This window comes from Curtobacterium caseinilyticum (assembly GCF_030363035.1).
In the GTDB taxonomy this organism is placed as follows: domain Bacteria; phylum Actinomycetota; class Actinomycetes; order Actinomycetales; family Microbacteriaceae; genus Curtobacterium; species Curtobacterium caseinilyticum.
This window is the reverse complement of sequence record NZ_JAUCMN010000011.1, coordinates 25,576-39,792: the sequence shown is the minus strand read 5'-3', so window position 1 is coordinate 39,792 and position 14,217 is coordinate 25,576. Positions and strand designations below refer to the sequence as shown.

Genomic DNA, 14,217 nt, shown 5'->3' with positions numbered 1-14,217 from the left:
ACAGACGCCGACCACTAGAAGGGCACCATGACCTCTTCCTCCCGCACGCCCCTCGGTGTCACCCTCGTCGAGGGTGGCGCCAACGTCGCACTGTTCTCCAGCACGGCCGAGCGGGTGGAGTTCTGCCGCTTCGACGAGGACGGCACCGAGCACCGCACCGAGCTCCGCAACCGCACCGGCTACACCTTCCACGACGTGGTGCCGGACGTGACCGTCGGCACCCGCTACGGCTTCCGCGTGCACGGCGCCTGGGACCCGGCGAACGGCCTGCGTCACAACGCCGCGAAGCTCCTGCTCGACCCCTACGCCACCGCCGTCGACGGGTCGTACGAGTGGGGCCAGGCCCTGTTCGGCCACGACATGGAGGACCCCGAGCAGATCGACGAGACCGACTCGGCGAGCGCCATGCCGAAGTCCGTCGTCGCCGACCGCGAGTTCGACTGGGACGGCGACACCCTCCTGCGCACCCCGTACCGCGACACCGTCGTGTACGAGGTCCACGTCAAGGGCTTCACGAAGCAGCACCCGGACGTGCCGGAGGAGATCCGCGGCACGTACGCGGGCCTCGCGCACCCGGCGGCGATCAAGCACCTGACCGACCTCGGCGTGACCGCGGTCGAGCTGCTGCCGACGCACCAGTTCGTGCAGGACTCGACGCTCGCCGACAAGGGCCTCCGCAACTACTGGGGCTACAACAGCATCGGCTTCTTCGCCCCGCACGACGAGTACTCGTCCTCGGGCACGGCCGGGCAGCAGGTCACCGAGTTCAAGGAGATGGTCAAGGCCCTGCACGCCGCGGGGCTCGAAGTCATCATGGACGTCGTCTACAACCACACCGCCGAGGGCAACCACATGGGCCCGACGCTGTCCTTCAAGGGCATCGACAACGCCTCGTACTACCGCCTGGTCGAGGGCGACGAGGCGAACTACTTCGACACGACCGGCACGGGCAACTCGCTCAACGTGTCGCACCCGTCTGCCCTCGGGCTCATCACGGACTCGCTCCGTTACTGGGTCGAGGAGATGCACGTCGACGGCTTCCGCTTCGACCTGGCGACGACCCTGACCCGTCAGGACGGCGAGGCCGAGAAGCACTCCGCGTTCCTCGACATCATCCACCAGGACCCGGTGCTCCGCGAGGTGAAGATGATCGCCGAGCCGTGGGACACCGCCGGCTACCAGGTGGGCGGCTTCCCGGCCGACTGGTCGGAGTGGAACGGCAAGTACCGCGACGATCTCCGCGCGTTCTGGCGCGGCGACGAGGGCACGCTCGGCGACGCCGTGCAGCGCGTCCTCGGCAGCCCGGACGTCTACGAGGGCTCGCGCCGGTCGCCGCTCTGCTCGGTGGACTTCATCACCGCACACGACGGCTTCACCCTGGCCGACCTGACCATGTACGCCGAGAAGCACAACGAGGCCAACGGCGAGGACAACAACGACGGCGAGAGCAACAACACCTCGTTCAACGGCGGCATCGAGGGCCCGACCGACGACGGTGCGGTGAACGACTACCGCGACCGCCAGCGCCGGAACTTCCTCGGCACGCTGCTGCTGTCGGCGGGCATCCCGATGATCCTCGGCGGCGACGAGATCGCCCGGTCGCAGGGCGGCAACAACAACGCGTACTGCCAGGACGACGAGATCTCGTGGTTCGACTGGGCGGCTGCCGACCAGGACCTGCTCGCATTCACGACCGCGGCGATCGCGTTCCGCAAGCAGCACGTGGCGCTCCGCCCGGAGTGGTACCGCACCGCTCCCGGCGACTCGGAGTCGACCGTCCAGGTGCTCCGCGCGGACGCGCAGGGCTTCGAGGACGGCGACTGGGCGGACGTGGGCAACCGCGCCGTGATCCTGGTGCTCCAGCAGGGTGACGACACCGTCGCGGTGCTGCTCAACGCCTCGGAGACGACCGTCGAGTTCACGCTGCCCGAGAAGCCGGGTGGCGGCACGTGGTCGCTCGGCCTGTCGAGCGACCCCGACCAGGCCGTCGAGGGTGACGCGACGACGCTGCTCGTGCGCGACGCGTCGTTCACCGCCCTGGTCTAGTCGGGAGGCACGTCCCGGACGGACGGACGGACGGGCGCGCCCCGCTCAGCGGCAACGCGGAGCGTTGCGCGGGGCGCGCCGACCGAGCCTGCGAGGGAGGACGGTGCCGGCTGGCACCGCGCCTCCCGTCCGTCTCGTGGGTACCACAGCCACTGGACAAGCGTTGTACATGTACACTCCTGTCCATGCCCGTCTCACCGAAGCGACGCCTCGTCGCCGACGCCCTGCGCGACGCGATCGCGACGGGCCGCTACCGGGCGGGCGAGCGCCTGCCCGGTGAGCACGACCTGGCCGCCCACTTCGCGGTGAGCCGCGGCACCGTCCGCGCCGCCCTCGCCGACCTGGCGGACGACGAGTACATCTCCACCCACGGCGGCGTCGGGTCCGTCGTGACCTTCGACGGCGCAGCCCTCGACCCGCGCGGCGGGTGGGCTCGGTCGATCGCCGCGGCGGGCACCGAGGTGACCACCCGCATCCTGCGGCTCGCGCGCCTGGACGACCCGCGCCTCCAGGCCGAGCTCGACGCCGCCGATGCGGTGTTCGTCGCGGTCGACCGCCTGCGCAGCGTCGTCGGCGGACGACCGGTGTCGCTCGAACGCAGCGTCCTGCCGCACGTCGGCCGCCTGGCGGCCGCGACCACCGACGGACTCGTCGACGACTCGCTGACCGCCACCATCGCCGAGGCCGGCCTCGTGCCGGCGACCGCCGAGCAGTGGGTCGACGTCGTCCCGCTCGACCTCGACGACGCGGCGCTGCTCGACCGTGCGGCCGGCACGCCGTTCCTCCGCAGCCGCCGCGTGTCGCGCACCGCCGACGGTGCCTTCGTCGAGCGCGTCGACAGCCTGCTCGACCCCGACCGCTTCCGCCTGCACATGCGCTTCGGGACGACCCGGTGACCGCGCTCCCGACCGATCAGGACCCCACCGTGCACCAGCACCGCGACCACGCCCTCGCCGCCCTCACCGGACTCGCGATCGGCGACGCCCTCGGCATGCCGACCCAGTCGATGACGCTCGCGCAGATCCGCGCCGACCACGGGCGCATCACCGGCTTCGTCGACGCCGGGCCCCACCAGCGGATCGCCGCCGGCATGCCAGCGGGCACGATCACCGACGACACCGAGCAGGCCGTGATGGTCGCCGAGCTGCTGCTCGAGGGCGACGGCCGACTCGACCCCACCCGCTTCGCCGAGGCGCTCATCGCCTGGGAGCGCGGGATGGAGGCGAAGGGCTCGCTCGACCTGCTCGGACCGAGCACCAAGACGGCCGTGCAGCGGATCCTCGACGGCGTCCCGGCGTCCGAGGCCGGCTCGACCGGCACGACGAACGGCGCCGCGATGCGCATCGCGCCGGTCGGCATCGCCGTGCCGTCCAGCGACCTCGTCCGGCTGGTCGACGCGGTGCAGGACGCCTCGCGCGTGACGCACGACACCGGACTCGGCATCGCCGGTGCGAGCGCCGTCGCCGCGGCCGTGAGCGCCGGCATCGACGGGGCGACGCGCACCGAGGCGCTCGACGCAGCGGTCGCCGCCGCGACCATCGGCGCGGACCGCGGGCACCGCGTCGCCGGGGCGGACATCGCCGCACGCACGACCTGGGCCCGCGGGTACCTGCCGACCGTGCCCGAGTCCGACCGGTTCGGCACCGTCTCGCGGCTCATCGGCACGAGCGTCGCCAGCCAGGAGTCCGTCGTCGCCGCGCTCGCCCTCGTCGCACTCGACCTCGACCCGTGGCAGACGCTCTGCGCGGCGGCGTCGATCGGCGGTGACACCGACACGATCGCGGCGATGGCCGGCGCCGTGCTCGGTGCCGTGCACGGGCCCGACGCCTGGCCGGCCGGTGCCGTCACGACCGTGACGACCGTCAACCACCTCGACCTCGGCCCGCTGGTCGACGGACTGCTCACGCTCCGTCGACGGGGCTGACCCCGACGCCGGACGGTGGCGGTCCCCCCTCTGCCACCGTCCGGTCCCCTCCCCCACCCCTGCACCACCCCTTCCGACGACGCAAGAGGACCCCATGGCCGACCCCACCACCACGCTGCCCGGCGACTCGCCCACGGGCAGCAGGCCCACGAGCGGCTCGGTCACGAGCGGCTCGCTCACGAGCGGCTCGCTGACCAGCATCGAGCAGCGCGGCATCGAGCCCGTGCCCCACGAGGAGCGGAACGGCACGCCCCGCGCACTCTTCTGGGTCTGGTTCGCCGCGAACATCTCGATCCTCGGGCTCCCCCTCGGCGCGACCCTCGTCGCGTTCCAGGGCCTGACGATCTGGCAGGCCCTGGTCGTCGCCGTGGTCGGTGCCGCCGGCTCGTTCGCGGTCGTCGGCGTGATCTCGATCGCCGGACGTCGCGGCGGCGCCCCCGGCCTCACGCTGAGCCGCGCGGTGTTCGGTGTCCGTGGCAACGTCGGCCCGACCGCGGTCTCGCTGCTCTCCCGTCTCGGCTGGGAGACCGTGAACACCACCACGGCGGCGTTCGTCCTGCTGTCGCTCTTCAGCATCCTCTTCGGTACCGGCGGGGACGCGAAGGGCCACCCGGTGCTGACGATCGTCGCGATCCTGGTGTTCGTCGCGGCCACGGTGCTCGTCTCCGGCCTCGGCCACGCGTTCATCGTCGCGGTGCAGAAGTGGGCGACGTGGGTCTTCGGCGCCCTGAACGTGTTCGTCGCCGTGTTCCTGGTGCTCCGCGTCGACTGGGACGTCGTCGCGTCGCAGCCCGCCGGCCCGGTCGCCGCGATGGTGATCGGCATCGGCACCATCGCCGCGGGTACCGGCATCGGGTGGGCCACGGCCGGCGCCGACATCGCCCGGTACACCCGCACGTCGGTGAAGGCCGGCGCGCTGATCGCGGCGAGCGCCGCGGGCGCGGGCATCCCGCTCGTGGTGCTCGTCGGGCTCGGCGCACTCGTGTCCGCCGGTGACCCGACCCTCGCGCAGGCCGGCGATCCCGTCGCGGCGATCCGCGACCTGCTGCCGAGCTGGACGGCGATCCCGTACCTGGTCGCCGCGTTCGGCGGGCTGCTGCTGTCGAACCACCTGTCGGTGTACTCGGCGAGCCTCACCACGCTCACGCTCGGCATCAAGGTGCCCCGGGTCTGGGCGGTCGCCGTCGACGTGGTCGTCACGACCCTCGGCGCGGTCTACTTCATGCTCGTGGCGGACGGCTTCTACGCCCCGTTCATCACGTTCATCTCGGTGCTCGCGGTGCCGATCACCGCGTGGCTCGGCGTCTTCACCGCCGACATGCTCCGCCGCCGCTGGTACGACCCGGTGGCCCTGCTCGACCTGCGCGTCGGCGGGCGCTACTGGTACCGCGGCGGTGTCGCCTGGGGCGCCCTCGCCGCCTGGGTGGTCGCGATCGTCGTCGGCTTCCTCTTCACCGCGGTGCAGGTCGGCGACGCGGACCCCGTGTTCGTCGGCGCGCTCTCCGACAGCTGGGTCGGCGCGAACGGTCTCGGCTGGGTCGTCACCTTCGTCGTCGCCGCTGCCGTGTACCTGTTGACCGGCGGGGCCCGCGGCCAGGTGCGCGCGCCCGAGCAGGGCCGCTGATGCCCCGCCTGGTCTCGGTCGGCAACGTGATCGTCGACATCGTCATGCGCGTGGACGCGATCCCGGAGCCCGGCGGCGACGTCGTCGCGTCCGCCTCGGAGCTCACGGCGGGAGGGGGCCTCAACACGATGGTCGCCGCCGTCCGTGACGGCCTCGAGGTCGCCTTCGCCGGGCAGTACGGCACCGGCCCGTTCGGCGACGTGGTGCGCGCCGCCCTGGCGTCCTCCGGCGTCGAGGTCCTGCAACCCGGCCTCGACGACGTCGACAGCGGGTACTGCGTCGCACTGGTCGACGCATCGGCCGAGCGCACCTTCGTCACGAGCGTCGGTGCCGAGGGCCGCCTGACCCGGTCGGACCTCGACCGGGTCGTGCTCCGCTCGGACGACACCGTCTTCGTCTCCGGCTACGGCCTGGCCCACGCCGTGAACGGTCCGGCGATCGCCGACTGGCTCGGCTCGGTCCCGGCCTCGGTCCGGGTCGTCCTGGACCCGTCACCGCTGGTCGCGACGCTCCCCCCGGCGGTCCTCGGCCCCGTCGTCGCGCGAGCGGACGTCGTGAGCGCCAACGGACGGGAGGCGCGGCTCCTGTCCCCGACCGCCGCGGGACTCCCCGAGGCGGTCGCCGCGATCGCCGCGTCCGCCCGCGGCACCGCCCTGGTCCGCGACGGCGCAGCGGGCTGCTGGGTCGCCGAGCCCGGGCACGCCCCGGTCCTGGTGCCCGGGTTCGCCGTCGACGCGGTCGACTCGAACGGCGCGGGGGACGCCCACGGCGGGGTGCTCGTCGCGGCACTCTCCCGCGGGGCGACGCTGGTCGGGGCGGTCCGGCGCGCGAACGCCGCGGCGGCCCTCGCGGTGACGCGGCACGGCCCGGCGACCGCCCCGACGGGCGCCGAGACGGACGCGTTCCTGGCGGCGCACGCCTGACGCGGACCGGCGCTGTCCGGTCGTCCCCCGCCGGAGTGCGGACACACGGGGGCCGTGGAGTTGACTGACCCTCCCGGCACGACCCCACCAAGGAGACCCGATGCTGTCCCTCATCTACTCGAGCGTCGCCACGCGCTCCCTCGGCGACGACGACCTCGCGGCGCTGCTCGCGCAGAGCCGTCGAGCGAACGCCGAGAACGACATCACCGGTGTCCTGCTCTTCCGGAACGGCTACTTCCTGCAGTTGCTCGAGGGACCGGACCAGGCCGTCCGCGCCAAGATGGACACGATCAAGCACGACGACCGCCACACGAAGGTCACGGTGCTCACCGAGGAGCTCATCGAGGAGCGGCAGTTCCCGGAGTGGACGATGGGCTACCCGGCCGAGGACACCGACGTCGAGCAGGCACCGGGCTACCGGACGACGTTCGACGACCTCGACGCCGCTGACGGCACGCAGATCAGCTCGGTGCCGGCGCTCCGCGAGTTGATCCGGTGGTTCCGGCCCGCGGCGGGCTGATCCGCGCAGGGCTGATCCGCGCAGGGCTGACCCGCGCAGGGCTGACCCGGCGTCACCCCTGCTCCGGCTCGGCGGCGAGCACCTCGGCGAGCTGTGCCCGGCTGCTGATCCCGAGCTTCCGGTAGGCCGAGTACAGGTGCGCCCCGACGGTCCGTGGTGACAGGAAGAGCTGCTGGGCGATCGCACGGTTGGTGAGCCCGGTGTCCGCCAGGGTGCAGATCCGCAGCTCCTGCGGCGTGAGGACGGTCGTCCGCGACGGCGGTGCGTCCGGCAGCCGTTCGCCGGTCGCGCGGAGCACCTCGCGGGTGCGGCGCGCCCAGGCCGGTGCCGGCAGCTCCTCGAAGCACGCGAGCGCGGCGTGGAGCACGGCCCGGCCCTCCTCGGTCCGGCCCGTCCGTCGCAGGTGGTCTCCGGCGAGCAGGAGCGCCCGGGCGTGCTGGTAGGGCATCGGCAGCGGCCGGGACCGCAGTGCCGCCACCGCCGCGAGCGGGTCGACGTCGAGGGCGAGGGCGGTCTCGGTGTACCGGAGGGCGGACTCGAGGATCGGTGCGTGCCACGTCGCGTGGAGCTCGGCGAGACGACGGGCGTGCAGCTCGACCCGGTCCCGTGCGTCGGTGGCGAGGAGCGCGTCCACCCAGTCCTGGGTCGTCAGGACCGCGAAGTTCGGGTTGTAGGCCTCGTCGTCGTCCTCGAGCAGGGGACGCAGGGCCGCACCGGCGTCACGGGGACGGCGGTCGAGCAGCGCCGCCACGGCCGTCGTCCCCAGCAGGCTGGCCCGCATGTTGCTCGACTGCAGCACGTGCGCCCCGGCCGGGGAGCCGCCGGTGATGACGTCCCGGTCGGGCGGGGTGCCGTCGATGCCGTCGAACCAGGCGACGCAGGCCCGTGCCGCGGTGGTGTAGCCGGGGTCGCCGAGGTCGCGACCGAGCACCACCGCCTCCTCGGCGAGCGCGCGGGCACGCCCGAGCCGACCGGCCTGGTGGTTGCTCATCGACGCCCCGAGCAGCGCCTGCGGCAGGATGCGGAGGTCGCCGCGGGCCCGGAGACCCGCGACGGCGACCTCGAGCCGTTCGCGTGCCCCGACGAACTCGCCCGCGATGTTGAGCGAGTACCCCAGCCACCACGCCTGCTCGGGGTCGTCCGGGGCGACCGGTCCGCGGGCGAGGACGCGCTCGACGACCTCGTCCCCCCGCACCATCGGTTCGGTGGCCGCGGCGAGCAGGATGCTCCGCGGGTCGTCGTCGGGCAGGGCGAGCGCGCGGACGGCCTCGAGCATCGGCGCGCCGGGCACCGCGACACGGTTGTGGTCCCAGGCGATCGACGCCAGGTGCAGCAGCGCTCCGGTGGCGAGGTCGACGGCGCCGTGCCGCTCCAGTGCACGCACCGCCCGGAGCGCCGGCGTGAGGTCGCCCCGGGCGAGCGCGGTGCGGCCGGTCGGCAGCGTCTCCCGGATCCACTCGGCCCGCGCGCTCAGCACCGGGTCGGTGCTCTCCGTCGCGGCGCGTTGGACGAGCAGTGCCGCATCGGCGGTGCGACCAGCGAGAGCGGCGTGGTCCGCGGCGTCGAGGAGCCGTCCCACCCGGAGCGGTCCGGCGCCGGTCAGCTCGGCTGCGCGCGCGGACGCCCGCGCGGCGGCGACGGGATCGCCGGCCGCGAGGGCCGACGACGCGTGTGCGGCGAGCTCGCCGCTCAGCTCGGCGTCGGGGCCGGTCGCCAGTTCCGAGCGCCACCAGATCGTCCGGGCGGGGTCGGCGCCGTGCTCGAGCACGAGGGCCCGGAGGACCGCGGCGCGCTCGGACGGGCGACTGATGTTGGTGACCGCGGTCTGCACGAGCGGGTGCCGGAAGCGCAGGCCGCCCCGGTCCGACCAGACGAGGAGGGACGCCGCCACGGCGCGGTCGATCCAGGACGGGTCCGGGTACCGACCGAGGGCGCGGTCGACGAAGCGGCCGGCGTCCTCCGCGGTCGTGGTGCCGCCGAGGGCGATGGCGAGCACCGCGAGTCGTGCGGGCTGGTCGAGGTCCGTGAAGCGCTCGGCGAACGCGGTCTCGAGCCGCCTCGTGACGGCGCCGTCCTCCGACGACTCCGGTCCTCGGCCCGTGAGCTCCACGAGCGCGAGCGGGTTGCCCTGCGCGAGCTCGAGGAGCGCACGCCGGGCAGCACCGAGCGGTGGGCGGGGCAACGCGTCGAGCAGCGCGTCGGCCTCGTGCTCCGTCAGCGGTCCGAGGTGCATCCGGGCCAGGCCCGCGTCGTCGTCCGACGGACGCTCCCGCGTGGTCACCAGGACCACGACGGGGTCCTCGCCGATGCGCCGTGCGAGCATCCGGAGGGCCCACCGCGACTCCGGGTCGATCCAGTGCTCGTCCTCGACGACGAGCAGGAGGGGGCCGGCCGCTGCAGCGTCGGAGACGACGGTGAGCGCGGCGAGTCCCGCCAGCAACGGCGACGGCGGAGCACCGTCCGCGAGGCCGAACGCGACCTCGAGTGCACTGCGCTGCGGGGGCGGCAGGACCCGGAAGCCGTCGCGGAGCGGGTGGAGCAGGAGCTGGAGTGCGGCGTACTGCTCGCCGGACTCCGCCGTCGACCCCGCGGTGCGCAGCACGCGGACGCCCCTGGCGCGCGTGTGCTCGACGACCGCCTCGACGAGCGTGGTCTTGCCGACGCCCGCGTCACCGTCCACGACGACCGCCGCACCCTCGGCCCCGATCCGGTCGATCAGGCGACGGAGCCGCGCGAGCTCTCCGTCACGTCCGACCACGACGGCACGCTGCTCCACGCGTCGAGTATCGCATCCTCGCGCAGGCGCACCTCGACCTGCTGTCATGCCCGGAGGAAGTCGACGGTGGCGGCCGCGGCGCTCCCCGGCGAGCCGGAGAACACGGAGAGGAAGTGCTCACCGCCGGGGAAGGCCAGGGTCTGCCACCGGAACGTGACGGTGCCGAACGGCGCCACCTCGACCGGCGACGAACCCTCGCGCAGCGGTCTCGCCTCGTGCTCGGTCCAGACGCGACGGAAGGTCGTCGACCGCGGCGCGAGCGTGCGCACGAGCTCGGCGAGGCGTGGGTCGCCGGCCTCCGCGTGGAAGCGCAACGCGGCCGTCATGTCCGCCACCGTCCGCTCGCGGGCAGCACGGTTCCGTTCGTCGAGGTCGCGTTCCACCCGGGTCACCACCGCCTCGAGCAGGTTCGTCCCCGGCCCGCACCACTGCGGCAGCAGCATGCACGCCAGGTCGTCGGCGGCGACGAGGTCGTGGTGGCGGTCGGTGACGAACGCCGGGACCGTCGACCACGAGGACAGCACCGCCGTCACGTCCACCGCGTCCGGACCCGTCGCGGCGGCGTCGCCGGTTCCCGTCGCCTGGCGGGGCGTCACCTGGCCCGCCAGACGGAACAGGTGCTCGCGGCCGTCGGCGTCGAGCCCGAAGGTGCGGGCGAGTGCCGCGAGGACCTGCGCCGAGGGGTGCCGGTCCTTGCCCTGCTCGAGCCGCAGGTAGTAGTCGGCGCTGATCCCCGCGAGCTGGGCGACCTCCTGCCGCCGCAGCCCGCGCACCCGGCGTCCCCGGCCGACGTCGAAGCCGTGCTCCTGCGGTCGGAGCCGGTCGCGTCGAGCCCGGAGGTAGGTACCGAGGTCCGTCGTCACGTCGTCCACACCGCTCCCCTCGTCCCGTCACGACGGTACGGACCCCCGGGCGCCCGACGCCACCCGCGACCGACCTAATCCGCAGGGCCGACGTACCTAGATGCGTGCCCCGGGTCGGCGGAGGTGACCCCGGCGGGACCACGGTGGCACCCGCCCAGCGGGCCGAGCCCGGTCGCCACGCCGTCGACCGGACTCGGAGCCGGCCACGTCCGCACCGGCGCGCCGGGGCCGGGTTCCGCGGAGCTGACCGGGGCGGGGCCACGACAGGTCCCGCTCGCCCTCCCTACGGTTGCCACCGCGACGATCCGTCGCCCCGCAGCCGCACCACCGACCTGGAAGGACCGATCGTGTCCGGACCCACCATCGTGCTCGTGCACGGAGCGTTCGCGGACTCCGCGAGCTTCGCCCCGGTGACCCGAGCGCTGCTCGACCAGGGGCACCGTGTCGTCGTGCCCGCCGTCCCGAACCGCAGCCTGCTCGCGGACTCCGCCTACGTCCGCTCGATCGTCGAGGGGGTCGACGGCCCGGTCGTGCTCGTCGGCCACTCGTACGGCGGCGCCGTCATCACCGTCGCCGGCGCCGCAGAGAACGTCGTCGGACTCGTCTACCTCGCCGGCTACGCCCTCGACGAGGGCGAGAGCCTCGGTGCCCTGCAGGGCGGCTTCCCGGACTCCGAGCTCGCCGCGAACCTCGTCTACACGCCGTTCCCGGTGCCGGGCGGCGAGGACGGCACCGACGTGTCCGTCGCCGTCGACGCGTTCCCGGACGTCTTCGCCGCCGGCGTCGACCGGACGACGACCGAGGTGCTCGCCGTCTCGCAGCGTCCGCTGGCCGCCCTGGCCTTCGGCGAGGCAGCACCCGTCGCCGCGTGGAAGACCACGCCGGCGTGGGGCATCGTCTCCGCCGCCGACCGCACGATCAACCCCGACGTGGAGCGGTTCGGGTACCAGCGCGGCGGCTTCCGCGCCGTCGTCGAGCTGGACGCCCCGCACCTCGTCATGCTCTCCCACCCCCAGGACGTCGTCGCGTTCATCACTGACGCCGTCACCGAACTCGACCGGAAGGACCAGTCGTGACCACCGCGAACCCCAGGGGCATCGCCCTCGAACCCGCCGCGCAGGCCTTCGTCGAGGCGACCGCGAACCCCCCGTTCCTGTACCAGCTCAGCCCGGAGGACGGCCGCGCCGCCGTCGACGGCGTGCAGGACTCCGAGATCTGGAAGCCCGAGGTCGACGAGGAGTGGATCACCGTCGAGGGTGGTCCGACCGGCACGGTCCGTGCGCGGATCGTCCGGCCGCAGGGTGTCACCGGCTTGCTGCCCGTCGTGCTCTACACGCACGGCGCCGGCTGGGTCTTCGGCGACGCCCACACGCACGACCGCCTGGTCCGCGACCTCGCCGTCGGGACGGGTGCCGCGGTCGTCTTCCCCGAGTACGACCGGGCTCCCGAGCACCGCTACCCCGTGCAGAACGAGCAGTCGTACGCGGTCGCGCAGTGGGTCGTGCAGCACGGCGCCGAGAAGGACCTCGACGGCAGCACCGTCGCGATCGCCGGCGACTCGGTGGGCGGCAACATGGCCATCGCCCTGAACCTGATGGCTGCCGAGCGCGGTGACGTGTCCTTCACGGGTGCCGTGCTGTTCTACCCGGTGACGGACGCAGCATTCGACACCCCGTCGTACGAGGAGTTCTCCGAGGGGTACTTCCTGGCCCGCGACGGCATGCGCTGGTTCTGGGACCAGTACACGACCAGCGAGGAGGAGCGGGCTCAGGTCACCGCGTCCCCGCTGCGCGCGACCGAGGAGCAGCTGGCGTCCTTCCCGCCCACCCTCGTGATCACGGGCGAGGCCGACGTGCTCCGTGACGAGGGCGAGGCCTTCGCCGCCAAGCTCCGCCGGGCCGGCGTCGAGGTCACGGCCGTCCGGTACGGCGGGATCATCCACGACTTCGTGATGGTCAACAGCATGCACGACACCCCGCAGGCCAAGGCCGCCGTCGCGCAGGCCGTGGCGCACCTCAGCGCCGCACTGCAGCGCTGACCACCGGGAGCGCCCGGGACCCCCGGGCGCTCCCACCCCCACCCCGTCCACCTCCTGCCGAAGGGCCCCTCGTGTCGACCACCACCCCCACCGCCGTCCTGGTCCACGGCGCGTTCGCCGACTCCTCGAGCTGGGACGCGGTCGCCGCGCAGCTCACCGCCGCGGACGTCGACGTCGTCGCGTTCGCGAACCCGCTCCGCAGCGTCCGCGCCGACGCCGGTGTGCTGCAGGACCTCGTCCGGTCCCTCGACCGCCCGGTCGTCCTCGTCGGCCACTCGTACGGCGGCATGGTCGCGACGCAGGCGGCCGCCGACCTCGACGCGGTCACCGCCCTGGTGTTCGTCGGCGCGTTCGTGCCCGCGCCCGGCGAGAGCGCCGGGGACCTCGCCGGCCGGTTCCCGGGCAGCACGCTCGGCGACACCCTCCTGCCGACGCCGCTGACCGACGGTGGCACCGAGTTCCGCATCGACCCCACCCGCTTCCACCACCAGTTCGCGCACGACGTGAGCGCGTCCCGGGCAGCCGCCATGGCGATCGCGCAGCGCCCCGTGACGGAGGCCGCCCTCGGGGAGCCGCTCAGCGCCTCCACGGCCGTCTGGTCGACGCTGCCCGCCTGGTCCGTCTTCGGGGACGACGACCGGAACATCCCGGCCGCGGCGCACCGTTGGATGGCGGAACGCGCAGCGTTCGTCGGCACCACCGAACTGCCCGGCGCATCGCACGCGATCGCCGTCTCCGAGCCCGACGCGGTCGCCGCAGCGGTGCTCGCCGCGGTCCGGCACGCGTCCTGACGGCGGGCGACGTGGACGACCTGCCCGACGCGCGCGCGTCTGCCGATCACCTGCCCGACCGGCCGAGCGCCTTCTTCAGCGCCCTGTTGACGGAGCAGTTCATCCTGGAGTCGGCACGGAACGCGACGGTGTCGGAGTCCGGCACGCGGGCGTCGATCTACCTGACCACACTGTCGAGCAGCCTGGTCGCGTTCGGGTTCCTCGCGGACACCCCGTTCGCCGTCGTGTTCCTCGCCGCGGTCCTGCCGATGGTGTTCCTGCTCGGCGTGTCCACCTACGTCCGGCTCGTGGAGACCTCGCTCGAGGACGTCGCCGCCCTCGCCGCGCTGCAGCAGATCCGCCGGTACTACCGGACGATCCTGCCGGGGGCCGGGCGGTACTTCCCGATGCCGGCGCGGGACCACGCACCGAACGAGATGCTCGAAATCGGTGGTGCGGCGTCCTGGCGCCGCGTGTTCTCGACCCTGTCGTCGGCGATCGGGGCCGTGAACTCGGTCGTCGCCGGTGCCGGGGTCGTGGCGCTGCTGGTCCACGTGACGACGACACCGCTCGCGGTGACCGGGGGCGTGGTCGTGGTGGTGGTGCTCCTGGTGCTGCACGGGCTGTTCCAGGAGCGGCGGTACGCACAGCTGCCCCGGATCATCCGGTCCGCGCGCTCGGCGCAACCGGAAGCGCCCGCGGGGGCCGACGCGGACTGACACCGGGGGTGGCG

At 73.7% G+C, this 14,217-nt stretch carries 12 protein-coding genes; 10 read left to right on the top strand and 2 right to left on the bottom strand.

The features are described 5' to 3' along the window. Nucleotides 1-27 precede the first annotated feature (27 nt). The 6 genes from glgX (at nt 28) to QUG93_RS14135 (ending at nt 7,037) form a co-directional block, all read left to right on the top strand. Entirely contained in the window at nt 28-2,046 is a 2,019-nt protein-coding gene (glgX, locus tag QUG93_RS14160; RefSeq protein WP_289474834.1) for a glycogen debranching protein GlgX, read from the top strand. A gap of 185 nt (nt 2,047-2,231) precedes the next feature. Then, a complete protein-coding gene (locus QUG93_RS14155) occupies nt 2,232-2,942 on the top strand; it encodes a GntR family transcriptional regulator (protein ID WP_289474833.1) in 711 nt (236 codons plus the stop codon). A gap of 29 nt (nt 2,943-2,971) precedes the next feature. Beyond that, a complete protein-coding gene (locus tag QUG93_RS14150) occupies nt 2,972-3,970 on the top strand; it encodes an ADP-ribosylglycohydrolase family protein (protein ID WP_289474832.1) in 999 nt (332 codons plus the stop codon). A 94-nt stretch (nt 3,971-4,064) separates the two neighbouring features. Continuing rightward, a complete protein-coding gene (locus tag QUG93_RS14145) occupies nt 4,065-5,594 on the top strand; it encodes a purine-cytosine permease family protein (RefSeq protein WP_289474831.1) in 1,530 nt (509 codons plus the stop codon). Then, nucleotides 5,594-6,517 carry a PfkB family carbohydrate kinase gene (locus QUG93_RS14140; protein ID WP_289474830.1) on the top strand — a complete coding sequence of 308 codons (924 nt, stop codon included), beginning with the start codon at nt 5,594-5,596 and terminating at the stop codon, nt 6,515-6,517. Before QUG93_RS14145 ends, QUG93_RS14140 begins: the two co-directional genes overlap by 1 nt. 100 nt (nt 6,518-6,617) lie before the next feature. Then, a complete protein-coding gene (locus QUG93_RS14135; RefSeq protein WP_289474829.1) occupies nt 6,618-7,037 on the top strand; it encodes a BLUF domain-containing protein in 420 nt (139 codons plus the stop codon). 52 nt (nt 7,038-7,089) lie between these two features. Here the strand turns inward: QUG93_RS14135 and QUG93_RS14130 are convergent, their stop codons facing one another. Beyond that, entirely contained in the window at nt 7,090-9,813 is a 2,724-nt protein-coding gene (locus QUG93_RS14130; protein ID WP_289474828.1) for a helix-turn-helix transcriptional regulator, read from the bottom strand. A 44-nt stretch (nt 9,814-9,857) separates the two neighbouring features. Beyond that, the gene (locus tag QUG93_RS14125; protein WP_289474826.1) at nt 9,858-10,685 is read right to left on the bottom strand and encodes a helix-turn-helix domain-containing protein; all 828 of its coding nucleotides are present in this window, start codon (nt 10,683-10,685) and stop codon (nt 9,858-9,860) included. A 338-nt stretch (nt 10,686-11,023) separates the two neighbouring features. Here QUG93_RS14125 and QUG93_RS14120 point away from each other — a divergent pair, with 338 nt between their 5' ends. The 4 genes from QUG93_RS14120 (at nt 11,024) to QUG93_RS14105 (ending at nt 14,203) form a co-directional block, all read left to right on the top strand. Continuing rightward, a complete protein-coding gene (locus QUG93_RS14120) occupies nt 11,024-11,752 on the top strand; it encodes an alpha/beta fold hydrolase (RefSeq protein ID WP_289474825.1) in 729 nt (242 codons plus the stop codon). Then, the gene (locus QUG93_RS14115) at nt 11,749-12,714 is read left to right on the top strand and encodes an alpha/beta hydrolase (RefSeq protein WP_289474823.1); all 966 of its coding nucleotides are present in this window, start codon (nt 11,749-11,751) and stop codon (nt 12,712-12,714) included. The genes QUG93_RS14120 and QUG93_RS14115 overlap by 4 nt, the downstream gene beginning before the upstream one ends. 71 nt (nt 12,715-12,785) lie before the next feature. Next, nucleotides 12,786-13,505, top strand: coding sequence for an alpha/beta fold hydrolase (locus tag QUG93_RS14110; protein ID WP_289474822.1), 720 nt, complete (start codon nt 12,786-12,788; stop codon nt 13,503-13,505). Between the two features lie 11 nt (nt 13,506-13,516). Further along, nucleotides 13,517-14,203, top strand: coding sequence for a hypothetical protein (locus QUG93_RS14105; RefSeq protein ID WP_289474820.1), 687 nt, complete (start codon nt 13,517-13,519; stop codon nt 14,201-14,203). Nucleotides 14,204-14,217: the final 14 nt, after the last annotated feature.

Coding starts and splice junctions, on each gene's coding strand:
- QUG93_RS14140 (WP_289474830.1), top strand. CDS start 5,594: ATGCCCCGCCTGGTCTCGGTCGGCAACGTGATCGTCGACATCGTCATG.
- QUG93_RS14155 (WP_289474833.1), top strand. CDS start 2,232: ATGCCCGTCTCACCGAAGCGACGCCTCGTCGCCGACGCCCTGCGCGAC.
- QUG93_RS14135 (WP_289474829.1), top strand. CDS start 6,618: ATGCTGTCCCTCATCTACTCGAGCGTCGCCACGCGCTCCCTCGGCGAC.
- QUG93_RS14145 (WP_289474831.1), top strand. CDS start 4,065: ATGGCCGACCCCACCACCACGCTGCCCGGCGACTCGCCCACGGGCAGC.
- glgX (WP_289474834.1), top strand. CDS start 28: ATGACCTCTTCCTCCCGCACGCCCCTCGGTGTCACCCTCGTCGAGGGT.